This is a genomic window from Halobacillus salinus (assembly GCF_004684905.1).
GTDB lineage: Bacteria > Bacillota > Bacilli > Bacillales > Halobacillaceae > Halobacillus > Halobacillus salinus.
The window spans coordinates 233700-260509 of sequence record NZ_SRJC01000001.1 but is presented as its reverse complement, the minus strand read 5'-3'; the positions used below and the strand labels follow the sequence as shown (position 1 = coordinate 260509).

Annotated in this window: 31 protein-coding genes; 6 read left to right on the top strand and 25 right to left on the bottom strand. The window is 45.0% G+C overall.

What is annotated here, in order from left to right:
* Window positions 1-11: 11 nt before the first annotated feature.
* The 4 genes from E4663_RS01515 to E4663_RS19910 form a co-directional block, all read right to left on the bottom strand.
* Complete coding sequence (locus E4663_RS01515) at window positions 12-497, bottom strand: GNAT family N-acetyltransferase (RefSeq protein ID WP_135326423.1); 486 nt, start codon at window positions 495-497, stop codon at window positions 12-14.
* 23 nt (window positions 498-520) lie between these two features.
* Window positions 521-967, bottom strand: coding sequence for a hypothetical protein (locus E4663_RS01510; protein ID WP_135326422.1), 447 nt, complete (start codon window positions 965-967; stop codon window positions 521-523).
* Between the two features lie 100 nt (window positions 968-1067).
* Window positions 1068-1241, bottom strand: coding sequence for a hypothetical protein (locus tag E4663_RS19670; protein ID WP_158290394.1), 174 nt, complete (start codon window positions 1239-1241; stop codon window positions 1068-1070).
* Between the two features lie 132 nt (window positions 1242-1373).
* Window positions 1374-1511 (bottom strand): hypothetical protein, encoded by a 138-nt coding sequence (locus E4663_RS19910; protein ID WP_168927320.1) that lies wholly within the window; start codon window positions 1509-1511, stop codon window positions 1374-1376.
* A gap of 290 nt (window positions 1512-1801) precedes the next feature.
* Between E4663_RS19910 and E4663_RS01505 the strand changes: the two genes are divergently transcribed.
* Window positions 1802-3145 (top strand): hypothetical protein, encoded by a 1344-nt coding sequence (locus E4663_RS01505; RefSeq protein ID WP_135326421.1) that lies wholly within the window; start codon window positions 1802-1804, stop codon window positions 3143-3145.
* Between the two features lie 161 nt (window positions 3146-3306).
* Here the strand turns inward: E4663_RS01505 and E4663_RS01500 are convergent, their stop codons facing one another.
* The 5 genes from E4663_RS01500 to E4663_RS01480 form a co-directional block, all read right to left on the bottom strand.
* Window positions 3307-4893, bottom strand: coding sequence for an EAL domain-containing protein (locus tag E4663_RS01500; protein WP_135326420.1), 1587 nt, complete (start codon window positions 4891-4893; stop codon window positions 3307-3309).
* Window positions 4894-5157: 264 nt separating this feature from the next.
* On the bottom strand, window positions 5158-5496 hold the full coding sequence (locus E4663_RS01495; protein WP_135326419.1) for a hypothetical protein: 339 nt from the start codon (window positions 5494-5496) through the stop codon (window positions 5158-5160).
* 16 nt (window positions 5497-5512) lie between these two features.
* A complete protein-coding gene (locus E4663_RS01490) occupies window positions 5513-6229 on the bottom strand; it encodes a LytR/AlgR family response regulator transcription factor (protein WP_135326418.1) in 717 nt (238 codons plus the stop codon).
* A gap of 450 nt (window positions 6230-6679) precedes the next feature.
* Window positions 6680-7495, bottom strand: a complete 816-nt coding sequence (locus E4663_RS01485) for a lipid II flippase Amj family protein (protein WP_079479060.1) — start codon at window positions 7493-7495, stop codon at window positions 6680-6682.
* 119 nt (window positions 7496-7614) lie between these two features.
* Window positions 7615-8286 (bottom strand): hypothetical protein, encoded by a 672-nt coding sequence (locus E4663_RS01480; protein WP_135326417.1) that lies wholly within the window; start codon window positions 8284-8286, stop codon window positions 7615-7617.
* Between the two features lie 165 nt (window positions 8287-8451).
* Between E4663_RS01480 and E4663_RS01475 the strand changes: the two genes are divergently transcribed.
* A complete protein-coding gene (locus tag E4663_RS01475) occupies window positions 8452-9153 on the top strand; it encodes a thermonuclease family protein (RefSeq protein WP_241657088.1) in 702 nt (233 codons plus the stop codon).
* A gap of 57 nt (window positions 9154-9210) precedes the next feature.
* On the opposite strand, the gene E4663_RS01470 is transcribed toward E4663_RS01475, so the two are convergent.
* From E4663_RS01470 to E4663_RS01455, 4 genes are all read right to left on the bottom strand, one after another.
* Window positions 9211-9438: a hypothetical protein gene (locus E4663_RS01470; protein ID WP_079479057.1), complete on the bottom strand. Its 228-nt coding sequence runs from the start codon at window positions 9436-9438 to the stop codon at window positions 9211-9213.
* A gap of 82 nt (window positions 9439-9520) precedes the next feature.
* Entirely contained in the window at window positions 9521-10804 is a 1284-nt protein-coding gene (locus E4663_RS01465; protein ID WP_135326415.1) for an MFS transporter, read from the bottom strand.
* 72 nt (window positions 10805-10876) lie between these two features.
* Window positions 10877-11131 carry a hypothetical protein gene (locus tag E4663_RS01460; protein ID WP_079479056.1) on the bottom strand — a complete coding sequence of 85 codons (255 nt, stop codon included), beginning with the start codon at window positions 11129-11131 and terminating at the stop codon, window positions 10877-10879.
* Window positions 11132-11136: 5 nt separating this feature from the next.
* A complete protein-coding gene (locus tag E4663_RS01455) occupies window positions 11137-11505 on the bottom strand; it encodes a nuclear transport factor 2 family protein (protein WP_135326414.1) in 369 nt (122 codons plus the stop codon).
* Between the two features lie 195 nt (window positions 11506-11700).
* Here E4663_RS01455 and E4663_RS19665 point away from each other — a divergent pair, with 195 nt between their 5' ends.
* Window positions 11701-11868: a hypothetical protein gene (locus tag E4663_RS19665; protein WP_158290393.1), complete on the top strand. Its 168-nt coding sequence runs from the start codon at window positions 11701-11703 to the stop codon at window positions 11866-11868.
* On the opposite strand, the gene E4663_RS01450 is transcribed toward E4663_RS19665, so the two are convergent.
* The 7 genes from E4663_RS01450 to E4663_RS01420 all read right to left on the bottom strand — a co-directional run bounded on the left by E4663_RS01450 (window position 11858) and on the right by E4663_RS01420 (window position 18454).
* Window positions 11858-12394, bottom strand: a complete 537-nt coding sequence (locus tag E4663_RS01450) for a GNAT family N-acetyltransferase (protein WP_135326413.1) — start codon at window positions 12392-12394, stop codon at window positions 11858-11860. The two genes, E4663_RS19665 and E4663_RS01450, sit on opposite strands and share 11 nt — an antisense overlap.
* Window positions 12395-12449: 55 nt before the next feature.
* Window positions 12450-12902, bottom strand: a complete 453-nt coding sequence (locus E4663_RS01445) for a GNAT family N-acetyltransferase (RefSeq protein WP_135327547.1) — start codon at window positions 12900-12902, stop codon at window positions 12450-12452.
* A gap of 237 nt (window positions 12903-13139) precedes the next feature.
* The gene (locus tag E4663_RS01440; protein WP_135326412.1) at window positions 13140-13361 is read right to left on the bottom strand and encodes a hypothetical protein; all 222 of its coding nucleotides are present in this window, start codon (window positions 13359-13361) and stop codon (window positions 13140-13142) included.
* A 46-nt stretch (window positions 13362-13407) separates the two neighbouring features.
* Window positions 13408-15732 (bottom strand): RNA polymerase recycling motor HelD, encoded by a 2325-nt coding sequence (helD, locus tag E4663_RS01435; RefSeq protein WP_135327546.1) that lies wholly within the window; start codon window positions 15730-15732, stop codon window positions 13408-13410.
* Between the two features lie 347 nt (window positions 15733-16079).
* The gene (locus E4663_RS19660; RefSeq protein ID WP_158290392.1) at window positions 16080-16247 is read right to left on the bottom strand and encodes a hypothetical protein; all 168 of its coding nucleotides are present in this window, start codon (window positions 16245-16247) and stop codon (window positions 16080-16082) included.
* 283 nt (window positions 16248-16530) lie between these two features.
* Window positions 16531-17508, bottom strand: coding sequence for an ABC transporter permease subunit (locus tag E4663_RS01425; RefSeq protein ID WP_135326411.1), 978 nt, complete (start codon window positions 17506-17508; stop codon window positions 16531-16533).
* A gap of 19 nt (window positions 17509-17527) precedes the next feature.
* The gene (locus tag E4663_RS01420) at window positions 17528-18454 is read right to left on the bottom strand and encodes an ABC transporter permease subunit (protein WP_135326410.1); all 927 of its coding nucleotides are present in this window, start codon (window positions 18452-18454) and stop codon (window positions 17528-17530) included.
* Between the two features lie 159 nt (window positions 18455-18613).
* Here E4663_RS01420 and E4663_RS01415 point away from each other — a divergent pair, with 159 nt between their 5' ends.
* Window positions 18614-19171, top strand: coding sequence for a DJ-1/PfpI family protein (locus tag E4663_RS01415; RefSeq protein WP_135326409.1), 558 nt, complete (start codon window positions 18614-18616; stop codon window positions 19169-19171).
* A gap of 49 nt (window positions 19172-19220) precedes the next feature.
* Here E4663_RS01415 and E4663_RS01410 read toward each other — a convergent pair whose 3' ends face one another.
* The 5 genes from E4663_RS01410 to E4663_RS01390 form a co-directional block, all read right to left on the bottom strand.
* Window positions 19221-19787: a GNAT family N-acetyltransferase gene (locus E4663_RS01410; RefSeq protein WP_241657087.1), complete on the bottom strand. Its 567-nt coding sequence runs from the start codon at window positions 19785-19787 to the stop codon at window positions 19221-19223.
* Window positions 19788-19813: 26 nt separating this feature from the next.
* Window positions 19814-20452 (bottom strand): LURP-one-related family protein, encoded by a 639-nt coding sequence (locus E4663_RS01405; protein WP_135326407.1) that lies wholly within the window; start codon window positions 20450-20452, stop codon window positions 19814-19816.
* 156 nt (window positions 20453-20608) lie between these two features.
* On the bottom strand, window positions 20609-21814 hold the full coding sequence (locus E4663_RS01400; protein ID WP_135326406.1) for an MFS transporter: 1206 nt from the start codon (window positions 21812-21814) through the stop codon (window positions 20609-20611).
* A 239-nt stretch (window positions 21815-22053) separates the two neighbouring features.
* Window positions 22054-22965: a DUF4367 domain-containing protein gene (locus E4663_RS01395; protein WP_135326405.1), complete on the bottom strand. Its 912-nt coding sequence runs from the start codon at window positions 22963-22965 to the stop codon at window positions 22054-22056.
* Window positions 22966-23100: 135 nt separating this feature from the next.
* Window positions 23101-24993: an LTA synthase family protein gene (locus E4663_RS01390; protein ID WP_079479043.1), complete on the bottom strand. Its 1893-nt coding sequence runs from the start codon at window positions 24991-24993 to the stop codon at window positions 23101-23103.
* 657 nt (window positions 24994-25650) lie between these two features.
* On the opposite strand from E4663_RS01390, the gene E4663_RS01385 reads away from it, so the two are divergent.
* Together E4663_RS01385 and E4663_RS01380 are read left to right on the top strand one after the other, a co-directional pair.
* On the top strand, window positions 25651-26049 hold the full coding sequence (locus E4663_RS01385) for a hypothetical protein (RefSeq protein WP_135326404.1): 399 nt from the start codon (window positions 25651-25653) through the stop codon (window positions 26047-26049).
* A gap of 222 nt (window positions 26050-26271) precedes the next feature.
* Window positions 26272-26799: a hypothetical protein gene (locus tag E4663_RS01380; protein WP_135326403.1), complete on the top strand. Its 528-nt coding sequence runs from the start codon at window positions 26272-26274 to the stop codon at window positions 26797-26799.
* Window positions 26800-26810 lie beyond the last annotated feature (11 nt).

The window sequence follows — 26810 nt, the reverse complement described above, 5'->3', positions numbered from 1 at the left end:
AGCACCTCTCATCATAAATTTCTATAGAGGATTTCCGCAGGTAGTCCGTCCATTTCACACACTTTTTCGGAAGCGAACTTCTGATTCACCAGAATCTTTCTGGAGGCGCGATTGGCAGGGTCGATGATGGCCATAAGTTTCTGAAGCTCCGTTTGCTCCGCCAGCTCGATCAACATCCTCGCTACTTCCGTCCCGTACTTCTTCCCCCAATGTTCGGGCAATATCATATATCCAATCTCCGCTTCCTCTTTACTCTCCTCGCTCCTAGTTAGGTGACCAAGTCCCACAAAATCGTTCGTATCCGCTTCATATATCTTATAAGAGCCTAAACGTTCATAAAGGCCGTTACGTACTAACAACTTCTCGAAGTTCGCCTGCGCCTCTTCCAATGGAATCGCCCTCTCCGTAATTTGAGCCATTACGGCTTGATTGGATACGAGACGGTAGTAATCGTTGAAGTCTTGTTCTCGGAATTTCACAGCGTGTAACTTTTCCATGTAACCCCTCCCGGCTAAGGTATTTACGGTTCTATTGCACTCACTGTCTCACCAAGCTCTATATAACTGTTCTTCAACCGCTCTGGGTCACCGACTCCAGTTCCGCCTATATTATTTTCATTCACAGCGTAAAATTTTCTCCATGCTTCTTCTAATTCTTTTAGGCCGCCTTCTTCTTTGTTAAGCAAAAACATTGGAGTAGTGTTGTACCAATCCAGTTCCTCTATATCAATGGATTTGTTCGCAGACATTACTCCCATAATCAAGGCGCTGGCATTGCTCAGTTCAAAATAAAGGTGTTCTCTAGACTGCTTATCCTCTACACCTTCGAAAGCTTCTAAAACCGCGGAAGGGTAAAATTCATCGAGAATCCTCGCTTCTGTCTGACGAAGCTGATTTTCCAAGCCCTCCTTTTGGTGTTCTTGATAAAGAATGATGCCAAGCAATCCTATGATCAACAAATAAGTCATGACTCTATGAAACAAACACACATCCCCTTTCCAGTAATAAATTACCTTTCATACAAAGTCTACCATAATACCGAATAGCACTTTGCAGCTATTGAAATCTTTAACGGTGGTACAGGTAAACCAATAGAAAATAAATAACAAACGCAACATGCAGCGTGATCATCGCTTCGACTATTTCACTTGAGGAATACTCACTGGACCGCCAGATGAAGTAAAGCGGCCAAGATAAGTAAGAAAGCCCTCCCACTAGATTCATAAACCGTTGGTCACTCATGTTCTCTCCCCCTCTGCTACTAATACGAATTCTCCTTCCTTACGTTTCATCCTAGAGAATATAAAAAAGCCAGCACGATTGCTGACTTTTTAGTACTACATATGTATTCGTTTCTTCCTAATCTACGAAGAGCTACTGATCCCATTTCCGCTCTTCACGGAGTTTCTTTATTTCTTCAGTCTGGTCGAGGATGTTGTTATTGATTTTTCTCAATGCGTCGTAGACGGCGAAAATGCCGAAGAAAATCATTATCAGAAAAAGAAAATCCATCGTTCCCCTCTTTTCTTCTATTCTAGTTTTCATTCCGAATATCAGCTTACCATAAGTCGCCGACCAAAAAATGTGTTTTTTTCTCAGGTGTTTTTCACTTCATTCCTTCCCGGGGTCAAACACTGTCAGGAGTGCGTTTGGCGGGGATTAAACAATCAGGGAAATCTCACGGAACAAAAAAAGAGCACATTATTTTTCAAAAATAATGATCCAATCCTTCCTTCCAATACGATAGCTATGTGAAATCCGATGATAAGGATTCAATAATAAAAAGGGAGTGGATGAGAAACATGAAGATCAAACGAATTTTTGCAGTACTTATGGCGATGATGCTATTGGTGCCATCCTTGGCATTTGCAGACAGTAACGAAAGTGGAAAAACTCCGGTTCAATCTCCGGCTGCGGACTTAAGAGCAGACTTCGGGGAACTGTTGGCAGCTCACTATGAGTACCAAATCCTTACCGCAATCAAGAAGTACCAGGATGCTCCTGATGCCGATGTAGCACAGGAAATGCTCGAGAAAAATGCGGGTCAAATGAAAGCAGCAATCAAGTCGATTTATGGTCAAGAAGGTGCCGATCAATTCGCTGAAATCTTCGCTTCTCAATATGAAGACAGTGCGAGCTTAGGTACTGCGATGATGAACGATGATAAAGAGATGACAGACCAAGCGAAACAAGCACTTACACAAGACTTCCCGAAAGAACTAGGAACGTTCCTTGAAACGGCAACAGAAGGTAATCTTCCTGCTGAGACAGCTGAGAAAGTATTGATGGCTCACGAACAAGATGTCATCGACGTTACTTCTCATTACATTAATGGTGATTACGAGAAAGCATATGATCGTTTCGACGAAGGGTACAAGCGTATGTATGAAATCGGTACAGCCCTTTCTCAAGCGATCGTGAAACAAATGCCTGAGAAATTCAACAACACTAAAGTTGTAACTCCTGCTTCTGACCTTCGCGTGACATTCAACCAACTGCTTGGCGTCCACTACAGCTACCAGACGCTGACAAGCTTGAAGCAGACACAAGGTGCGGATGATGCAGATGTTGTAACAGAAAAGCTTGAAGAGAACGCAATGGATATGAAAGCAGCAATCAAGTCGATTTATGGTCAAGAAGGTGCCGATCAGTTCGCTGAAATCTTCGCTTCTCAATACGAAGATAGTGCCAACCTAGGTATGGCTATGATGAACGAGGACACAGACCAAACGGAGCAAGCGAAACAATCGTTGACTCAAGACTTCCCGAAAGAACTAGGTGCATTCCTTGAAACAGCAACAGAAGGAAACCTTCCAGCGGAAACGGCTGAAAAAGTATTGATGGCTCACGAACAAGATGTCATCGATGTCGTGAATGCTTATATGAATGAAGATTACGAAACGGCTTATATGACATATGATGAAGGGTTCAAACGCATGTCTACAATCGGAACTGCCGTATCTGGTGCAATCGCAACACAAATGCCAGACAAATTCAGTTCTGAAATGATGCCTGAATCTATGCCGGACACAGGCATGGGTGGAACGGCTGATCAGCAATCCCTTAGCACTTGGGCTTGGGTAAGCTTCATCATCCTTGCAGCAGGTGGAGGATTCTACCTTTATCGTAAGAACTCTGTTCAGTAATTCGAAAACTCTTTCCTTTGTTTATTCTATATAAATCGAGAAGGGCATCTCGCCCTTCTCTTTTTTTTACTTTTTACATTCTCTTAGAAGCTCTTGCCTTGGTACACAACCTCCCCTTCATTTTATCTGCACAAATTAAAGCAAATCCGTTTGGAAAATGATTAAAATTGCTCCAAGTATGTTTGTACCTCATTATGCTTCATCGGCTTGCAAAAGTAAGCCCCCTGCATATCGTAACAATGCTGATTCATCAACATCGTCTGATGTCCCGCTTCCTTCACTCCTTCCACCATGATATGGATCCCAAGATCTTGACTCAAAGAAATGATGGACTTGAGAACTTGCTCTTTTTTATCTGTCAGGTGCTCGAGAAAGCACGGATCGACTTTGAGAGCATCCACTTCCAGGCTGTCTAGAACACTCAAATCTGTTGGTCCGGAACCGAATTTATCTACACAGACCGAGCATCCGAGTCGTCTCATCCTCTCGATTACTAAATCTGTGTAGGCACGGTCTTTCATCAAGGAAGTTTCCGTGATTTCCATGACAAAACATTCCGGGTTCACCTGTTCATGTACCATCATCCTGTTCAATTGCTCCACCCATTCCATCGATAATTGGGAAGCAAGGACGTTGAGATGGATTTTGACCCGATCATACCCTGAACTCTTCCAACCTTTGACGTGCCTGCAAATTTCACGGAAGGCATCATACCCTACTTTGACCATTAAGCCTTCTTCCTCAAGCTCTGTAGCGAACTCCTCCTGAGGAATCATGCCGAAAACGGGATGATCCCAATACAAAGATGCTTCCATCCCCACTACCGCATCGGCCATGGCATCATAGATCGGTTCGTAATAGATGTTGATCTGTTGTTGCACCAGTATATTATTAGTATCTCTATCCAAGTTGAATAAGGGAGGCCTTTCTTTATGAAAGTGAAGCAAACTTCCTTTACGTTCGGCCTGTTCCAAGGATTGCCGGGCATGGTGAAGCAATGAGAAAGGATGGTCCTTCCCACTCACAATCCCACCGTACAAGGTTATTCGCTGATTGTCGCACTGAAGTGCAATCTCCTTGTTGATGTAATGAATGAAAGCATTCCACTTCCTGTCATTGCTTTGCTTGCCTATTATCAACAAGGCGAATGTCCCCTCGGCAACTTGATACAATTGCTGATTTCCTTGGAAGTAATCCAGAATACTCCTTGTCATGATTGAAGATAGGTACTCCCTTTCTTCAAACGGGATATTCTCGAATGTTTCACCAGAGACATTAGCCTTCAGCAATGCCAGCGTGAAAGGAACCAGCTGACCTGATAGGGTCTGCATCGTCCGGATAAGCATCCCGATATCTTGCCAGATCACCTGTTCATCCATCCGTTTCTCCAAACCGCTTTTGACCGGTTTGATTAGTACAATCAGTGCCTCTTCACTTTCAACCGGCAAGGTAGGGAACACCTCTGCCAAATAAAGTTCGTCCGCTTGTTCATGGAAACTGAAAAAGAAATGGAGCTTCTCTTGCGCTGTCATGGCTCTGTCAAGAGAGCGCTGTACCTCTTCACGATACGTGTCTAGAACCATTGCTGAAAAGGCGTCTCCGACTTGTAACCACGGCAATCCATTCAGGGAAGTGTTGCATCCTGTAATCCTTTGTCCTTGATCGATCATGACGACAACCGGATGATTGTCATCGGATCGGAATGTACTCTGACTTGTCCGTTCGTGGTCTGTATTTCGATCATCCACTGTTACCGGCCTCCTAAGATTCAACTAATCTACCATATGGTTATCTAGTATCAGTTTAGGTAAGAAAATGCATTCCGTCTAAATCATAGCGACGAATCGAACTAAAGAAACGCTTCCATGGCAGTCGTTATCTCCATATTCATGTACATCAAGCCACCTTTTGGGATACTTTCCCTTTTTACGGAAAAGACGAAAAAAGACCTCTCGAATCGTTTGAGAGGCCCTGCAATGGGGTAGATAAATGAACGGAAGGTATTTCTCATGTCAGTGAGGATTATGCTTACGCTCGAAGTTGAAATGGAAGGTGTACAAACTCATCTCCTCATCTTGCCAGAAACGGACAAGGCAGTCTTCGCCTTCAAGGTCCAGCCAGAAACTGTGCTCTTCACGGACCTTAGTGAAATAAGGTAGATAACCGTCTTTTACTACCTTGGTCATCGGCATTCCGACTCCCGACTTATCACCGAATTGATTAGACAAAATCAAACTCGCCTCTTCCGTCACAGCCACGATTTTTCTTTCCGAGTCCAGAATCAAATATCCGTCAATGTACGGAGAAATGATTCTCTGCTTAATCATGAGGTTATCCCAAGGTTTGCTCATCATACCACTCACTATCTCACATAGATTGTTTCACCTTACGCTTCAACTCTTCAATCCGTTGTTTCGAAATCGGTGCTGGCTTATCGTACCCTGAAAAATAACCGAGATATGACTTTCCAGATATTTTGATGCTCGTCAAATGATGAACATTCACAAAGCATGAACGATGGGATTTGAAGAAATCATCGTTCAGTTGTTTTTCAAAATGCTCCAGTGTATCGATCGTCTCGTACACCTCATGATGGGTATGGATATAGAGCTTTCTCGCAATCTTTTCAACAAATAGGATGTGGTCCAAGTCGATGAAATATATCTCTCGACCGAACTTGACTTCGACCTTCTGATTCCAGCGATGGCGCTGCTGCTTTATAGACAGTTTCGCTTTTTCCAGTGCTGAGAATACCCGCTTCTTATGAACCGGCTTGACCACATAATCTACCGCCTGTAAATTAAACGCTTCCACCGCATAGTCATCATAAGCCGTCACAAATATGAAGCTTAAGTCTTTGTATACCTCTAGACACTCTTTGACAGCATCTACACCGTTCATCCTTGGCATATTGATATCGACCATGAGTAAATCTGGCTCCAACTCATTGACAGCCTGCAGCAATTCGCTACCGCTTTCCACTTCTCCGACAACAGTAAAATCACTATGTAAGTTTACAAATTCTCGTAGTATTTCTCGTGCATCATTATGGTCTTCTGCAATCACGACCGTTGCCCCTATCATCACTCTCACCTCCGCATTGTCATTGTTGTGTCGTTCAATCTATCAATGAGAATGTAAAATGAACCATTTGGAGAAAATTTTTCATGCAGTCTATTCAATAGTTTACAAAATTCTTTTCCACTATAGGGAATAATGTCTCAGAAAGTCGAGTTCACCTACATGAACAGTTGCTTTTATTTATCTATCCGAAGCAGTCAGCTCTATGCTCACAAAAAGTTCTCCAATGAGAATCCTCCCCTCATCGCAGAACTAGTCTTCAGCTTATGGTCAAATTATTATCTCCATAAAGCCTTTTCCTCTTTTCGCTCCCCTTCAAACTATTTTGAGCTAATCTATAATAACGGAATATTTTGTAATAAAAAAACTTTGTCGCTTCGGAACGACAAAGTCTGTTTTCACAGTCTTAGTATTAATCCTCAGGTATCCAACAAAGGAAGTGGCTCTACATCCTCACACGATAAATTGAGTGAACCACGCGATATAGGAAGCCCCCGGTATGAACAGAAGCTGAGCGAGCAACGTCCCGAGCAATCTAGAGGAAACCATCATCAACGAAACATTCCTTAGTGTCATATAATCCCCGCGCTTCTGAATGACATCGTCCGCCATGACGGAGATCTTCGGATCGACGAATACTACTAACAAGATGGTGGCGATTCCGTTGATCAGACCGGAAGCCATAATCGCAGTCGAAGCCCGGTCCGGCTCAAGCAGCGCAGCGTATAGAGCGGACAATACGCCGATTGTATAAACGGAAGTCACCAGCATATTGACGACGAACAACCTTTTCGGGACATGGGCGAGCGTAAAACCTTTCAAGTATTTCTTACTCGGTATGTGCATCAAGTTCAGCCCACGTTTGATATAATCCACCGAGAAAAGGGTACGGAATAAGGATGGGATTGATCCACCTTGTTTCGATAAATGGACGATCGACCTCGAGAATAACGCGACGAACGTAGGCAGCAAGATGATGCCTAACAGCGTCCCGATCGTCGAGGCACCGATGATGATTCTGTACTGACTCTCCACGAAAGCCAAAGTATTTGTAGTAGGCGCTGTATCGACAAGACTCCCCGTGAAAGGCTGCTGCATCATATTGGCCATCCGCGACACGATGACCATCAGATTGAACAGAGACAAGGCGGAGGCGATCAATCCGACCCGTGCTCCCGATAAGCGGACGGCATATGCCAGCGTTTCAATCGTATGTATGATTAAGATAAATAAAGCTATATAGATTACCTTTTCTGTCAGGAACTCCATTGCAAAACTCCTCTTCCGATGACTCACGAAATTTCATATTTCGAAACTCAAGATACAATATTTCCTAATTGTAACACAAATAGGATAGGAAAATGGAGCGGCCCCATAAGGTGCCGCTCCTATTCCACGAACCATTCATTCCACTTATTCGGGTAGAACGCAAGACCAGCTTTTTCAAAACGATAGAACGGATCATGTCCATCCCAATCCGCTCCCATATCTACAGGCAGACTGTTCCCTTCGTCTGTCTCGACCATGCAACGATAAAAATAACGGTCAAGCAAGGTGTAAACGAGTGAATACGTAAGCTTCCCGTCCCTCGCGGCATCTGTCAAGATAGGCAAGTAGGCTTCTTCCGGGACCATCGCCACACATTCCAATCCTTCCAGCGCCTCTTTTTCTTTAAGAAAAACGCCTTCCTCTGTCATGAAGTCCGCCCTGTGATGCTCTTCTGCTGCCAACCCTTTTTCCTTATAAAAAAGTTCCAGCCAACGATCCAAAGCTTCCGGTAATCCCTCTGTCATGCCTTCTATGAGTGCCGTGTAGAGGTGTTCGGTAAGAAATCGTATGACCTCCGCTCTCTGTTCCTCCACTCCTGGGTCGACGATGCAAGTCGACTCTCTCAGTGCCTGTCTTATGATATCGGGATCCTGCAAGTCATACCAACTCTTCTCTTCGGAGCATACCACTTCCCGAATTGCCTCCACTTCTGATAAGGCTCGCATTCTATCGATTTCCTCTTCTGAAAACCCTATCCACTGATCGAACTGCTCTTCGTTTATGATGTCCATCGTATACTGCTCCTTCCGTGTATTTCCTTGTCTGTAAATCAAGCATACAAAAAAGGATGGACAAAAATATGCGCTCCCTACATACGTTCGCCTACCCACGACTACCAGGGAGACTCGCAATCTAGTAAGATGGAGAGAACAGACAAGACTTTGAGGGAGGCACCTATGAGAAGAATAACCCATTACCTATACATCACGATGTTCGCCGCCATCGTCCTCGCGCTTGCCGGATGCTCCGTTTCCGCCCCGGCGGATAAAGAAGGAGAACAAGCGACGATCGCAGGGGTCGTCGACGGAGATACGGTCAAAGTCGATTACAAAGGGACAGAGGAATCCGTCCGGCTGCTGCTCGTCGATACACCAGAGACGAAACACCCGTCCCTGCCCGTTCAACCGTTCGGACCGGAAGCTTCCGCTTTTGCAAAAGAGACCTTGACCGTGGGGAAAGAAGTACGGCTCGAGTTCGACGGGCCGAAGCGCGACAAATACGACCGCTTGCTCGCCTACTTGTGGGTGGACGGGGAAAACTTCAACTGCATGCTGTTGGAAGAAGGGCTGGCGCGCTACGCCTATATCTACGACCCGCCTTACACCTACCAGGACTCATTTGAAAAAGCCGAGGCGCAGGCTGAAGAAAAGGGAATCGGTATCTGGAGTATTCCTGGATACGTGACAGAAGATGGTTTCGAGAGCGAAGCAGCTGCCAGCAGCTCACCGGAAGAGCCGTCTGACGAACCAGACCGTGACTGCAGCGATTTTGACAGCCATGAACAAGCACAAGCCTTCTTCGAATCAGAAGGCGGCCCGGAAACGGACCCGCACGACCTCGACCGCAACAACGACGGACTCGCCTGTGAATCGATCTGAATCTAAGCAAAAAAAGAGGAACCTCCGCTAAAATGGAAGTTCCTCTTTTTATGTGAATTAGGCAGGAGATGGTCTCTTAACAAGATGATAGACTCCCAAACTTACTAGCAGAACAGGAATTAAGTAGAAAACAGAAACCGAACCAAACAGGAATCCTATTAGAAAAGGTATCAGAAAAGCGGTGAGGTAACCTAAGCTTTTCTTAAAATGGAAGGCAGCGATACTGCCCCATAAGCCGAATCCATAGATTGCCAGGAATACTACTATTACAAGAACCTTTCCCATGCACTCGCCCCTTATCTAAATTGAAATCTTTTCAAGCTACTTTATTCTTCGTACTACCATCTCCATTTCGAAGGTACAAAACTCAAGACGTGCTCTCAAGCGCCCTCTCCTCTTCAAAATATCCGGACTTGCTCGGCATAAGGACCAATTTGATCTGCCAAACACTCAGGACAAGCATTAATACGGAAGCCGCAATGATACTGTAGCGAACCGGGACGACATCTCCCGTAAACCCTATCAACAGAATGAAGACCACTTGAATCAGACTCTGAAAGATTCCGTATATACTAGAGATTCTCCCCATTATATGGACCGGCACATTGTTTTGATAGAACGTCATGAACCCCGTACCGGAGAAGGAGTTGAAGAAGCCAAGCACCATGAAGCCGGCCGCTACGGACCAGAAAGAAAACGAGAAAGCGTAAATGAGATAGCCGACTGCTACAAGGAAATATCCACTGGCCATCAACGCTTTGATCGACAACTTTTCGGAGACTAGCGAGACCGTGGACGCTCCGATAATCGAACCGAAGCCTGTCAGACTGATGAGTAAACCGTATTGTGTCTCCGACAAGTTCAACACCTTCTGCGTGAAGACCACTTCCTGTGCGTCCATCCCGAGCGCGATAATCATGAACAATTGAGCGATGAAGTACACTTTTACGATAAAAAAGTTCCCCTGGCTGAACCGGAACACTTCTTTCCAGTCCTTTTTCCATGAGTTCCAGTCAAACCGGTCTCCGGCATCTGCGTTGATGTTCGGTAACAGGTAGATCATGATTGCAGAGACGACGAACGATATCGCATTGATCCATATCGATATCGACACCGTGGTAAGGAGCAACAGCGCGCCAGAAACAGCAGGGCCGATCAGGAAGGCGCCCGATGTGATCAGACTCCTATATGAGTTAAATTGTTTGCGCCCTTTTTCAGGGACGATGTTCGTTATGTAGGTGACGGAGGCTGGTTCAAAGAATGCTTTTGCCATGGATAGGAAAAAGAGACAGACGTAAATCGGCCATATCGCATCGAAAAACGGGATGACCGCGACGATACCAGCACGGATCAAGTCCGTCCCGATCATGATTTTTCGTAGGTTCAAGCGATCGATGATACTTCCCGACCAGAATTTAGTCAGTACGGAAGCAATTGGACTTATAATCCACAATCCAGCCACTGCGGCTGCCGAGCCCGTCAGTTTCAATACGAGCACGTTGATAGCGACGAGATAAATGAAATCTCCTAATGAAGATATACCTAAACCGAATAACAACAGATACGATTGTTTCGTTTGTGGTGAATTTCCTAGGATAGGACCACCTCCCTCTCGAACGTTTTCTACAATAAATGGAAATACCCTTTTCATCTGCTGTCGCGTCACAAAATCTTCATAAAAAAAGAACCCTCTATCGAGAAGGTTCCGACACTTGATCTAGACTCAAAGTACAGTTATATAGGCGAAAAGCAACATCAACACAACATACTTGTTCTTTATCGATGAAGGTCGCTTCTCCTTCGCATGTCTCTTCATATCTGCTGTTAAGAAAGAAAGTAATACAACAATCAATGCATACGTAATCGTTTCTTTTATGGTTGCAAGACCAGCGAACAGCGTTAGAACGAGTATGGAGCATACTACTACCAGTAAAGCGTTTGTTATATACTCAGGTTTAAATCTTGATACGTTTTGCAAGTCTTTCAACCTCCTAGCTCTGTAACCGTTCCTTGGTGGAAGGTCATCTGCCACCTGTCTTCCTGGAACGTCCAGACAGAACTTCTTAAGGAATGCTTCTGTTTGCTTTCTATGTAGACCTTGAACGTAGTCAATGCTGATGTCGCTGATAAGTACTTCATCTCGAAGTCACGCAAGGTGATCCCAGGGTCATCCTCGCTCGGCAAACGGTTCAAGATGTTTTGTTTATCGTAGATTCCCCCTGTACTGGAATACTCGATGAAGTCATCCGCCAGTAATGCATCCAAGCGGTCAGCGGACTTACGGACGTCTGCTTCGAGTAACGTCGCTTCTAATGTGTACAAATGTTCCCGCAGTTCTTTTTGATCGACCATTACACTCCTCCTCACTGTTCTTTGACGCTTCCACCCCTGTAATTACAAACATATGTATGCTCTTATCCTACCATAGTACAGGAACATCTTTTCAGCGAATCAGGAAAAATATTGAATCTACTGAAACTCAACACAACCTTCTATCGTAAAAAGAATATAAGAAGCGAATTCTTCATATTGATAAGGAGGTATAAAATGAGTAACAGTTATGAATCGACGGAAGAGAGAATGAAGAACCAGAGACGGTCGAGGGAGAGGGAAAAGCAGTACAATATATTGACTAGTTTGGGTTGGAAAAGTGCTGGAGCCCTATTCCTTCTATTGGTAGCTGCCATTGTAGTGTATGCCTTCTTCATCCGCTAATCCTACATGAAACAGAAAAGACTTCCGTATAACCGGAAGTCTTTTCTGTTTCAGTCCAATCGTATCTCCATCTTCCTACTCTTGTAGCCATCCCCATCAATTCATAAAACCGGATTGCGGACGCATTCTCTTCCGATACACCGAGTTCGACACTTTCCACTCCGAGCTCCTTCGCAATATCGAAAGCGTACTTCGTCAGTTCTTTTCCGATCCCCATTTTCCTGTGCGTTTCTGCAACGCAAAGGCTGTTGATGAATAATACTTTACGGGCTTTAACAAAAGAATTCTCCGGAATTTCTTCTTCCTTCGTAACGATGACTCCAACTATGTCCGCTTCTATAATAGCGACAAATATATGCTGCTCTCTATCTGCAAGCTGGCTTTCGAAGAATTCCCGTTCGACCGGCGTATCATTTTCTTTGTAAAGGTCCGGCCTTACTTCAACGTGGAACTCATGTACCTGCCTGAACAGCGGCAGTAGTGACTCATAATTAGTCAGACTTGCGTTCCGGATTTCTAACCCCATATGTACCCCCCCCCTGAATGGACAAAAAAGGACCAGAATCGGCCCTTTCCTTGAATTATTTAGTGATATATTTGATAACTGCCATTTCTCTTCCGAACCGGTCCCCTTCATCCACGAACCCCAAGCTGGCGTACAGACGGTGGGCGCCTTCATTTCCCGGGTGATAGCCGACGACGATCTTCTTCACATCCGTAAGCTCTGCCATCTCGGCGACCATTAGCTCGGTAGCAGCCTTGCCGATTCCTTTACCTTGGTAAGCCTGATCGATCATTATCCGGTACACCCAGTAACCATCCAGTTCTTCCGGCACAGCATTGTACATCAGAAAACCGACGACCTTCTCTTTCCAGTAAATAGCGTATGGTCTCAATGTCGGTTCGAACTTGGATTGGGCGATCGATACAGCGTTCGATTCTATGAACTCCGCTTGTTCGGAGGTGATCTCCAACTCACAGCATTCATACCAGTTTTCTTCATTCACTTCTACTAATTTCACGTTTTCTTTCATCACGATTGTTTCCCCTCTCAGATTTCGGGAAAACGCAGAACAACTTTGTTATTTCGGCGCAATCCCCTTGAATTGTTCTAGCAAATCACCTTGGTTGTTTAGCATAATGAACGCCTCCTATAACAAGTATTGTCCAGAAAAATAGAACCAATTTTCAGACTTCCTGATTATAACACACTTATTGGAAATTCGGATTGATTTTTCTTCAACAAAAAAACCCCCTGATGAACGAGGGGGTTACACTGCTTTCGAAATGTACTGTACGAACAACTCTTTATACTTCGTCCTATGTAGGTCTCTATAGAAAATCTGTTCTCCATTGATTACATAGATTTCGCCTACATCCGTAATGCCTACTACAACTTCATAGCCTAGTTGCTTTAAAAAATCAGCAAACGTCATCTGATCCGCTCCTTTGTTAAGTCTAGTATCAGTATGACCATTTTCATATTCGCTCATTCCATTTTCATCCTAGAAAAAAAGAGACACCTGGACGGGCCAGGTGTCAATTCTGGGTGATGAGCATGCTTCCTTCCAAAGCGTTTCCTAACAACGGACTTGGTTCTCCGACGCTGTACAGATGCAGCTGGTGCATCGCTCTCGTACACGCTGTGTAGAACAATCTGCGCAAATGTTCTTCACCGTACACTTCCGCCGAGGCGTTGTAGATGATAACGGAATCGAATTCGATTCCTTTTGCGAGATAGGCTGGAATCACCACTACTCCTTGTTGGTACTCTTCCGTATTCTTCTTGACGAGTGTCAGATCGATTTTCCCTTGCAGGGCTTCGTATGCAGCAGCACTCTCGGCAGCGGACTTACAGATGATCGCGACCGTCTCCGCTCCGCTACGTTGAAAGTCCTCCACTTTGGCACGGATATTCTCATGCAATTCCGCTTCATCATCGAGCACTTCCAACACGGGCTGATCGCCTTCGCGTTCGAAAGCTTTGATCTGCTCGCCTTCAGGAACGAGCTCGCGTGTGAACTCGATGATCTGTCTCGTTGAGCGATAACTGCGCTCCAACCGGATAAGCTCTGTTTCATCCGGTCCATATAAGCCGGTAAGGGCATCGAAGTCTGTCAGCGCATCAGAGTGCGCGAATATCGCTTGGTTGAAGTCGCCGAGCACCGTCATTCTCGCCATCGGGAACAATCGCTTGATGAACTCGAATTGGAAAATCGAATAATCCTGCGCCTCATCGATGAGCACATATTTGATGGAAGAGTTGGACTGGAACCCTTGGATCAGTTCCTTCAACAGTAAGAAAGGCGTCGCATCTTCTTGATACAGTTCCTCGCGCTCCAGCATCTCTCTTGTCAAAACGCGGATGGATTCCCACTCCGCAGGTACCTCGCCACGGCTCCATAGCTTGTCGTCCATCGAAGAATCGAACAGCTGCTTATACAGTTTCTTCACATGTATGAACGCGAGGTCCTCTACCTTCTTCCGTAAAGACTTCATTCTCCGTCGCACGACGAAGCGGGCGAGCATTTGGTTTTCCTTATCGTAATACTGGAACGAATCTTCTTCCAGTTTGTTGAAGACCTTCTGCAGTTCGTCCTTACTGAGAAGCTGGATCTCATCCTGCACCCACCGCTTCTCCCGTTCCGCCTTCTCCACTTGATCGATTTTCTTTAATAACCACTCTTTCAGCTTGTCGATCCGGTTAAGGAAGCGCAGGGAGGTGTCCTCACTGTAAAATTGCTCAGTGATTTCCTTGGCAGATACGATCGTCTTACCGCGGAACTTGATTCCTCTGAACAGCATGCCGGATGACTCCAACGTCTCCCGGTACCTTCTGATTCCATCGAAAAAGCTGGAAGAAGCTTTGAACCGGATGCTCGCTTTCCGAGTTGCATACTCCTGGTCTCTTTCCGCTTCCAGCAAGTATTCCAGCTGATCATATGGATCCTCTACCTGGAAGGAATCCCTCAAGCGGTAGTCTAAATAATCCTGGAAGGTCTCCTGCTGCATGTTCTCTTCCCCGAGCTCCGGCAACACGTGGGATACGTAGTTGCTGAACATGTTGTTCGGGGAGAATAAAATGATCTGGTCCGCTTTCAACGTGTCCCGATATTTATAAAGGAAATAGGCGATCCGTTGCAAGGCAGCCGATGTCTTGCCGCTACCGGCAGCTCCTTGCACGACCAACAACTTGCCGTGGACGTTCCTTATGATATAGTTCTGATCGCGCTGGATGGTCGCGACGATACTTTGCATATGCTTATTGGTACCTTGCCCCAATACTTCCTGGAGGATCTCATCTCCGATCGTCAAACTCGTATCGAACATCGACTCGATGACACCGTTCCGGATCGTGTACTGCCACTTCTTCTCCAACTCCCCTTCAATGGTTCCAACTGGAGTCGTGTATGTTGCCGGACCAGGGGGATAATCATAGTAGACACTCGAGATCGGTGCCCTCCAGTCGTAGATGAGGATGTTCTCATTCGTTTCATCTGTAACCGTCGCCACTCCGATATGAACCCGTTCTGCATCGTCTGTCCCTTCTTCGCGGAAGTCGATACGCCCGAAGTATGGGGATTTCTCTATACGTTTCAGTCTTTCAAGCCTGTCATAGGCGTGTTTGTGTGTACTTTCGATGACGGACAGGTCCTGTGCCTGCTGCCTCATCCCGATGATCGTCTCCAAGTAATCATCGAAGGTATCCATGTTCACTTTCAGGTCATCCCAGAAGTGCTTACGGATGTGAATCACTTCATCTTTACGCTTGGCCGAATCTGCTTCAACATCATGGATCTGCTTTTTGATCGTCTCCATAACCTTGTCCAAATACTGCTGCTCATTCCGAATCTGTTCGTCCAGATCGACCACTCCTTTAAGATACTAAAATCGCGCTTGTGAGTGTGAAATCAAAGTCTCTCATCTTAGAATCATTGATATCATTTGACAAATAAGATGCTACGTGGTATATTATTAGTGCAAGATGGTGACATCTATTCTATTTTTGAAATCACACAGGCGTGATATGAGTTTATCACGTTGGCTTATTATATGCAATACATTTAATCCTGGAGGGCTCTCCAGGATTTTTTTATGCTCTTACCTCAGCAAGATCACACCTAGCAAAGCAAGAAGCACATACACCACAACTTCGAGGAATACCCAACGTTTGCTTTGTTTGGACACCAGCATCCTCCTCCATCACTCTATTAATTGCCAAGAGCCGCTACCACTATTGCGATTACCACCAATGGCAGAAACACGAATATCACAATGAGAAGCTTTGCATTCTTTTCATCTCCAAATAACTGCTTACGATTCAAGACGACGAGAAGGATCAATAAGACAAGGGCTATGACCGTTATCGCTAAATACATAATGATTCCCTCCTTTTACCGGAAAGGCTATGATACGATGAAACCAACGTATTATCAGAGTAAACTTTTTTATATGGAGGATTCGTACCAATGGAAAACAGATTCGTATTATCAGTGGTATTGTTTTGCGTCTTAGGTTCTGCCATGGTCAGTAGTATGCATTCCCTCAGTCAGACCTTTAAATCAACCTTTTTCGGTGTGGCCATTGGCGTCCTGGTGACCATAGGAATCGTTCGTTTATATACCTATTTCACCAGACCCAAACAGTAAGCGGGCGCTACTGTCATTTGACCATACGGAACTTCTCTTTATCCAGCGTTACAACGGCAGGCTCTTGACTCTTCTTCGGTACTTTGGCAAACTTCGGTCTCCTCTTCGCTTCGAGTCCGTACACAATGAAGTTGATCGCCAAGATCGTCAAAGCGAATGCCGTAACTGGAGCAAGGACCATCCACGGAAAAGAACGTATATACTGAAAGTTTTCGCTGATCATTCCCGCCCATTCGTTGGACATGGAGAATGTCCTTGTGATTTCCTCCCCCGTCTTGATATTGATATCCATCGCCCTCGTCTCCGAACCCCCGATGAAGATGTTCAAGAGACCGAGATGCGCAAAGACGATCAGCGTCTGCCCTATTTGCTGAACGAACGTGACGACCATCTTAGGGGTGAGAAATGGAACGATATGCTTTTTGAAAATATGGGACCTGCCCGCTCCCATTGTTCTGGCGCTATCAATGAATTCATTGTCAGAAGCGAGATCGATCTCTTCTTGTACATAAAGGGACAACACCGGGACACTCACAGCAATCAGCACGAGACAGGGATAAATGATTTTCGTCGGAGTGCCATAACTCCAGCTGAAGGTTAAGATCACAGGTGTAATCAATATGTAGGTGAACACGGTGATAGGCGCATAGTGAAGAGCATCTGCGAGACCTTTGAACATCGACTTCACTGAAACTGGAAGCAAGGATAGCAGATACCCTCCGACTAGTGATAGGAGAATTCTTCCGAATGCAATAATGACCGATAGACCGATGGTGTACTTCGCTCCTTCGATGATCTTGGTCAGATAACTGTTCCCATCGATATCACTTCCCAATGGATAGGTAATAGAGGGCGGAAACGGAGCCATCGCTATCAGACTGCCGTCATCCGCTATCAACAACTTTTCAGGCTTCCCAAGTTCAGGTTCTATGAAATGACTGAATCCTAAACTCGCTACCATCAAACCGATTAGGTAAACAGAACCGATCACCACTATTAGTTTGCTAGTTTTAGTCAAGCATCCCCTCTCCCCTCCAAAACTTCCTTTCAAGCCCCCATTTCAAAATGGTAAAACCGATAAAAAATGGGATGAACACCAGAAACAAACTGATAGTCAAAACCTCTGGGTTCAGCACGCTGTTTTTATAAAGAAAGGTCATGAATCCATCTATATCGAAAATGATCTCCAACATCAGTAGATTCGCAAGAGCAAACGTGAAGATACTCTTGAAGTGATTGAATAACGTCAGAACCGAGTTCCGGAACATATGGATGAACAGAATCCTCCATTTGCTCAAGCCCTTACTCAAAGCAAGCTTCACATAAGGCTGCTCTTCTTCATACTCGAATGCGAGCAGCAGATACTTTGTTACATAGATCCCGGGTAGAAGCGATAACACGAGGACCGGAAGCAGTACAGGTTCGCCTTCGAACGTGCTCGTGATATTGAAGACAAGCAGACCAGTCTTTTGGTAGATCCAAATGATGAGTAGTTGAACAATCAAGATGATGAAGATGTCAGGCAATGACTCCAGCACGAATAGAATCATTTTCGGCAGTGCCCGCACTTTGCCAGATATAGACATGATGACAATCGTCGACACCACTGCCACTACGAGACCTATCACGAGCCCTAGAACCAGATAGACCATCGACTTCGTGAATAGCTCGAACAACTCAGGAAAGAGGGAATAGTACTTCCCGTTCTGATAGTACTCCACCACCCCTCCACTGGTCATGAGCTTCAACGTATTCCACATATGCATTCCGTACTCTTGAATATTGAAAACGATCGTATCATGTAAGAAAAGGGTATTATTCAACTCATTTCTCTCGATCATCATCAGTACGTCTAACTGCGATTTCATATTGAAAAGTAAATAAGGTAGCGATCCGATCAAGACGATACTGATCGAGGTAAGGATAAATTGAAGCATCGATTTGCGAAAGAATGATAGCGTCACTACTGCTCCTCTTTCCTATTATGTAATGGTTGTGTACCTAAACTTTGAATCTAGTGTTTCCCTTCTTCCACTCTATAGGAAATTTGTGTAAAATGGAAGAACGATACCGCTATTCGGAAAAGGATGGGATGAATGAAGGCATTATTCTTTTTGTATGATGGATACATGGAATGGGAAATCAGTCCGCTTTCGTATATTTTTAACTTAACGGATGTCGAGGTAGAGACGACAGGATTAAAAAAAGAGGTTACTCACAGCGGAAACTTCAGAGTGAAAGTAGACAAACTTATTGAAGAATGTGAAGCGAGTACATACGATATCTTGGTCATTCCTGGTGGAGATCCCGAACCGCTACTGGAGGAAGAATCATTAATCAAGCTGATTCAAGCATTCGATAGTGAAGGCAAATGGATTGCGCCGATTTGCGGAGCACCTACATTACTGGGGAAGAGTTCTGTCTTAAGGGACCGGAACTATTCAACTTCCATCGATATCAGCGAGTTTCCGACCTGCTTCGATCCGGACTATAAGAGCGAGGCGGATACAACCGTATGTGAAAACCTGATCACCGCGGAAGGGAATGCATACGTCGAGTTCGCTGTTGCCGTTGCTAAGCAGTTGGGTCTTTTCGAAGACCGGGAAGACGAGTTAGAAACCGTACTGTTCTTCAAGAACCAGCTAAGAGGATAAAAATAAAAGCATGAGGACTGACTCATGCTTTTTCTTTGCTTCCCTTTAATTATTGTGCATTTTTATAGAAAACGAGGTGGTCGGTCCACTCTTCAAACTCGTTAATGAACCCTTTCCTCGTACATTCATACTCCATACCTACACTCTCCGCCAAACGAACCGAAGCATCATTATCGGTATTGATATGGGCTTCGATCCGGTGGAATCCAAGATCCGTGAAGGCGATTTGAAGGGCAGCACCCACGGCCTCTTTCCCGTACCCCTGTCTCCAAAACTGGTTATGGATGGTATAACCCAGACGTCCCCACTGAAAATTGTCTCTCGCCAATGTAGAGAAGTCGACCATACCGATATGTTTTCCATCTTCGATTCGGAAGACACCGAAGACGTGGGCTGTATCATTCGACGCTAACTCCTGATGCTTATCTACCAATCCCCCGAACCATTCTTCGGTGCATTCGCTCATATCTATTTGGCCGGCATCGTGCCTGTACTGAGAAGGGTAGCGGTTTGTGAAGCCCTGTAACCACGTTTCATAGTCTGACTTTTGTAATGGTCTTATCTGTAATCGGTCCGTTTTCGAACTTGCGTCAAATCTCTCTCTTGTCTCTTGCAATCTGTCATCTCCTATTCTTATGTTCCTTAACATTCACTCGACGAATCGCTGGACCCCCAACTTAAATCCGGTTTCTTTCCGAAGAGGCGATCCAATCCCCAATACGCTTCAGTTCCACTTCTTTGAACCGTTTCATTCAAAGGGAACTCGGTATTATTCCAAGCAATATCCGTAATTGCCATGACCATCACGGCGGACAGCCAGTCTGTCCCTTGCCTGAATTCCGCGCTGTATTCATGCGCTCCCCATTTGACCTTCTTACGCTTCGTGACCATCCCTACCTGTCGATCCGATTCAAAAACCGATACCTTATCTTCTTTTCTACCCCCGGTATGATAGTAGGCGAGTAGATGATGGTCATCGGACTGTAAGCTCAGCTTGTCTTGGATCAGGCTGTTCTTCACCCGAATCGCTCCTATCCTTTCCCCTTGCGACCGGCACGTATAGGTTGTTTTCAAGAACCATTGGACGACCGGGATTTTTTCGAGGAATGCTGTAGATTTACTCGTTTCTGCTATAGTTGCCACGGTGTCTCCGTGTGCATCGTACAAGTCGATCTTCCTTTGCCCAAAACCGATTCTCCGGTCGGCTTTTATGTAATACGTTTCCGCTTCGTTCACCGTCACCGTATAAGTATGTCTCCATTTACCTGGTGTCTGTTTCATATGTATATAAATTTCAACGTCTTCCCTTCTACGACTATGTCCAGAAACCATTATATTATAAGCATCCTATAGAAGGCTATCTGACAGCAATTCCCTTCCTAAAAAAAACTTTATAGAAAAAGGCAGACGCCCTCCGTAGAGCGTCTGCCTGCCATATTAACTCTCTACATTTTTCACAAACAACGCGTTGTTCCGGTACAGGATCATACTAGCAAGCCCAAGCAAGATTCCTGATAACAGAAAAACCGTACGGACCCCGAACAGGTCTGCCATCGCCCCTACCAATAATGATGATACCCCGAACACGCCCGTGCCGATTGCACCTAACGACGTGTAGACGGTCGAGAGCTTCTCTTTAGGTACGCTCGTCTGGATGACGGTCTGCTGCGGGATGTTCTTGATTTGACCGGAAACACCGATCAATAGGGAAAGCGCCAGTGCCAGCCATGGATGACTGGTGAAGCTGAACGCCACCGTTACGATAAAACCGGCCACAGAACCGATGAGCATCATGGTCCCCATGTTTCTATCCATCAAAGAAGAGTACCTCACGCAGAAGACACTGCCGATGATCAGCCCGACAAAGAAGGACCCGTTCAAAAAGCCCCACCATGCTTCTCCTACATGCAACGCTTCGCTGACGAACACATATAAGATCGCCGCAATCCACACCGTCCCAGCCATTGTCTCAAGCGTCTCGACTGCCGCCAACTTTCTCAAGACTGGTGTCCGGTACAAGGTCCACCACCCATCCTGCACCTGACCGAGTACGTCTTTATCTTCACTCGCCCCTTTCTCGACTGGCTCTAAGAAGCAAAGAAGAATACTCGATATGGAAAAGATCAGGACGACAAGCCACACCAACGGCACAGCACCCATGATGGTCAGCAGCAGACTGCCTACGAACCACATGACTGTCTGAATCGTCTGGGTCACCGTTTCGGCAAACCCGTTCGCCCGGACCAATTGCTCCGATTCCACGTAGTGCGGAATCAGCGTTTGCCTGATCGGATTCGCGCATCCGTCCAGTAAGGCGATTGCCGCTATGACAAGAAACAGCAGCATATAATTCGACTCGGATACTTCCGCTACCAGAAAAGCCAAGAACACCATCAAACAAGTCTTCGCCATTTGCGATCCTGCGAGCAGCCATTTCAAGTTGACCTTCCCGATCAACAGCGGCGTCAGGATGCTGGACAAAAACATCGATGAAGTAATCGTGAACGGCACGAACGAAGCAGCGGTCGCAGAGCCCGTCGTAACAAAGATGGCACTGATGATACTCACGATGTACAGGACATCGCCGATATTGGCAAGCGACTGCCCCGATAGCAAATAAACGTAGTTTCTATTGAATTTCATTTCTTATCCCCCATATTTCGCAATCAAACGATGAATCTTTTGTTTGCTTTATATGGCAGGTTTAAATCGGACGAATCATTATGTGTATGCTCCTTTACTATGGACAATCAATCCTGGGGGATAAGATTGAAACAGATTTTATTTCATTAATACTCATAAAATTCTAACATTAACACCCTGATTATGGTAGCTAATGAATAAAAAAGCGTCTATCCCAATTGGGACAGACGCTTCTCTCATTATTCAAAAGACTCTGCAATGGTAATCATTTTCTCTTTCGTCAGACCATCTAATTTTCCTTTCAAGCTGTACGTGATCGAACCGTCCGTCCAGACCAATCGGTGAACACCGCCTTCAACTCCATCGTAACGCGCTGTCTGATCCCCAATCGAAACCTCTACTGCATCTCCCAAATCCATAGGGGAATCCCCATCTTTAACAGTCGTGAGTTCCATCGATTGACTCTCTTCTCCATGAATCATGAACGTTAACAGAGCACCTTCCTGTCCCGTCTCTCCAGCATCAATAGAGACACCATCCACTTCGAAAGGCATGACCGTCGGATACTTTGGCTGATAGGCTTCATCGCTCGCCCGCGTTTCCAGCTTGGAATGGTCGTATTCGAACAACCCATTATCCGTCTTCACAGCCGTATCGAAAGCGTTCATCAGTGGATCGATTTTAATAAAATGGATGCGGGTGATGTTGCCATTTTCATCCGTATTCACCCTCCCGCTTACGTCCGCTGTTTCCCCTGTACTTACATCGACTTTCGCTTTAAAATCATAGGCGTTTTCCGCGTCGTCGCTTCCTTCCACACTCAACTCGACACCATCCATGGTCTCCTTATTCCGATACGCTTCATAGTGGAAAACATTGAGCATGTTGGTATTGAGCATCTTCTCCATATACTCAGGTGTGAAGTAAGGACCGAATTGTTCCTCGTAGTAATCGGTGGTCGCTTGAACGTCATTTCCATCGTACAATTCCATCAATTCTTCGTCAGGACCTGTAAGCATCTGCTCAAGCACCGTCGTCACACCCTCTTTCGGCGTGCTTTCCGCTGCTGCATCATCCCCTGACGACTGGTTCGATGAGCAGCCGACAACCAACAAGAGTATAAGTGCACTGAATAGTATCTTCTTAATCATTAGAACCCCTCCGTAAATTTTCTCTACCTACAAGTACGAGGTGGCCCTGCTATCCGTTTCAAAAATTGGAAAATAAATTGTAATGGATGGTACAAAAAAACCCACTCACGAAAGAGTGAGTGGGCTATCTATCCGTTATTCTTTGTTTTCTTGTTGTTCACTATCCATGAATCTCAGCAAGTCGCCGTAAACGACTTTATCGGAATAACCGAGTTCCGTCTCTGCTTTCTCTTTCAGCGGAGTACATGCCTTCGAATCGATTTCTTCCCCAGTCGCTTTGTCATAGCAGTGTTCACCCTCTGCAGCATATACATACTCATCAGTTACGACACTACCGTCACGCAGGATGGTGAAGTCTTCGCGATCCTCTTTGAATAAGTCGGTACCGAATTGAACGTCATTCTGCTCTTCGATTCCAAGCAGGTGAAGGATTGTCGGTTTCAAGTCGATCTGTCCTCCGACTGTATCCATCTTCTTGCCTTCCATTCCTGGAATGTGGACGATCAATGGTACTTTCTGCAACTGTACGTGTTCGAACGGGCGGATCTCTTTATCAAGAATCTCGCTCATTGCGCGGTTGTGGTTTTCTGAAATACCGTAGTGGTCTCCGTAAAGGACGAAGATGGTATCTTCATACTCGCCTTGTTCCTTCATCATCTGGAAGAACTTCTTGATGGATTCATCTTCATAACGAACCGTTTGGAAGTAGCGGTCAACAGATCCATCTCCCGTCTCAGCGGGTTCAATCATTTCCATATTTTCATTGTTCGTAATATATGGGTAGTGGTTCGTCATAGTCAGGAACTTCGCATAATACGGCTTGTCCAATCCCTTGATCATCGGCATGGACTGCTCGAAGAACGGAATGTCCTTCAGCCCGTAGTTGACGGAGTTCTCTTCGGTCACATCATACTCCTGCTTCGAGAAGTAGTGATCGTAACCAAGGCTTTGATACATCACATCACGGTTCCAGAAACTTGCGTGGTTCCCGTGCAAGCTGACTGGTGTGTACCCTTCCCCTTTCAGGATCTCAGGCGTCGCGTTGAACTCGTTGTTGGCATTCGTCGTGAAGACAGCTCCACGCGGCAGCCCGTACATCGAATTATCAATGATGAACTCAGAGTCGGACGTCTTCCCTTGTCCTGTGTTGTGATAGAAATTGTTGAAGTAGAAACTGTCTTCTTTCAGATCGTTCAAGAATGGCGTTACTTCCTGACCATGCAGTTTGCGGTCGATGACGAAGTTCTGAGTCGACTCAAGCGAAACGAGTACGACGTTCTTCCCTTTCGCCTTACCGAAGTACTCTCCGTGTGCTCCCATTTTTCCTTGCTGGGAGTTTACGTAGTTCAGCACCTCACTCAACTCGTCACTGTCCGCCATTACACGGTGGGACGATGTTTTGGCCGTCATGACCGTATCATAGATATGATAGTTATAGATTCCTAGCAGCTTCACAAGCTTCGCACGGTCGAATGTGCGGACTAGCAGCTGTGGACGTTCCATTTCCGCAAGGCTCAAGTTGACGGCTCCGAACCCTAATGAAGCTGCGAAAATCATCGCAACCGTACGCTTACGGAATTCAAGAGTCGGCTTCGTTTTCTTAACGACCAGCCATGTGATCAATACAACGATATCGATCCAGTAAAGGACATCCATCGGGTGAGTAAGCGCTTTGGCACTGCCACCGAGATCTCCGAAGTTCTTATATTGCATCAAGACAGGTAATGTAATGAAGTCATTGAAGAATCGGTAATACACAACGTTCGCATATAGCGCGAAAGATAATAAGAAATAAATAGTCATGAATGCTTTGTTACGTCTTTTCGGTTTGAAGAACAGGGACAGTCCTAAGAAGAACAGTAATGAACTGATCGGCGTAATGATCAGGATGAATTGCTGGACCCCATTTTCAATATCTAAAGTAAAGGCAGTCTGAAGGGCGAAATACGATTTGGCCCAAAGAAAGAGAGCAGCGATTGCAAAGAAAAACCAGCCCTTGTTCAATAGATTTCGTTCTTGGTTAAACATGATTAACCTCCTGATGTATCGAAATGATAGGTAAATAATTATATAATTTAACAGGGAATTAACAAAAAGTAAACTACATAACCATTCCAAATTGTTAACAGTTTGTTACAATGTTAGTTTAGTAGCTTTTTGGACAACAGATACAGTTATAACCGAATAATCGGTCGCTCAAACTTCAAATTCCCCGCTCCTCTTACAGCATTATAGTCCTCGAATAAAGAATTGCAAGCACTAACCCCTAGTGTATGCAGCGGGCTCGCCGGATAGACTTGTCCGATCAGGCACGGCGAAACCAAGGGTGCCAGTGCTTTCGTCAATATTCAGGGACGGTGATGTAAGAATCACTAATTGGAATAAATAACCAAATAATTGAATCACATCCTCTAGGATAAACAAAATTGCCTCTTTTGTAAATATATCCAGAGTCATAGCCAACCTGAAAAAGCCTCAACATAAGCCATAAACACTTTATAAAAATATAGACACATCCCGAACCGGAATGCGTCTATATCTCTCCCATTTCATAACCGATTCTAAAAACCTTTAATGCATTCTACCCTTCATAATTTGTATTATTTGGTAGAATAAGATTATGATAGGTTTTCTTTGTGCGTAACAGGTAACTTTAAAACACTCCTTATAAGTAGGTGAATTACATTGAATTTGTTCAGAAGAAAAATGCTTTCTGCGTTCCTTACGGCATTGTTCGCATCCGTCGCCGTGACGCTGATTACGCCGCCAGACATATTACTTGGTGAACACTATAGTTACGTTGATAATTTGCTTGTAGTAACGGGATATGTTTTTGTCGGAGTTTTTGTATATGGTGTTCCCTTTTCCGTATTAATGGATCTGATTACGAAAAGCTGGGGACCGGCCCGTTTCTTTTTTTCTTTCGCCTTTCATATCATAGGCGGCTTGCTACCCTTCTTCGTCCTTTGGTTTTTCACTTTGCATTCGCTAGTCATAGCTGTATTATTTTTCTTGATTGATGAAGGATTGAGGCAGAGAAGAAAACATGATGTAGGAGACGTGAGTCTTAGCGGACAAGTTTGATGGGAGGCTCATCGCTCTGAATGTAAAAAAGAGTCATAGAACTATGACTCCTTCCCTTGTTTCATTTTTATCAGCTTGTGTAATTTTATGGTATTCACAACCGACAACTCTTTCAAATCAAGTGGATTGCTACCTTTTCATCAGCAGAACGGATTTATAAAAATCAAGAAACTTTTCCAAATCTAACTGCGTCTTAGTTATTAAAGGGGAGGAGGTTTTCTTGTGAATAAAAAGTCCAGAGGTTTCATTCTATATACTCTACTTGCAGCTATGATCATGGCTGGCTTTTCTGTCGGATCAGATGACTTGCCATATGTCGGTGCTGACATCCCGTTCTTCTATTCTGTATATGTCTACCTTGCTGTTACCATTAATTCGCTTGCTTTTTGGTTCATTCTATCAATGGTTCCAGGTTTGATTCATGCAGCAAACTTAAAGGAATCCATCCTATTTGGAGGTATATTCGCTGTGGCTGCTATAACGTTTTACTTTATGTTTGGTGGATTCCCTAACAACGCAATTATTTGGTACGGCATTTCCTCTTTAGGCGGAACCATTGGCGGTGCTACTGGTTACCTAGCTAAACGGAACAAATACATATTACTACTGTTGATTCCTGGTTTCTTTCTTCAATTGTTGAGAAATGGTACCAATAGCTGGAATCATGCCATTGGAATAGCTCACAACCTGACGATTTGTGTAGCGATACTCTTCATTAGCATTTATATCATTCTGGTTAGAGAAAAGTAGCGTAATGTGAC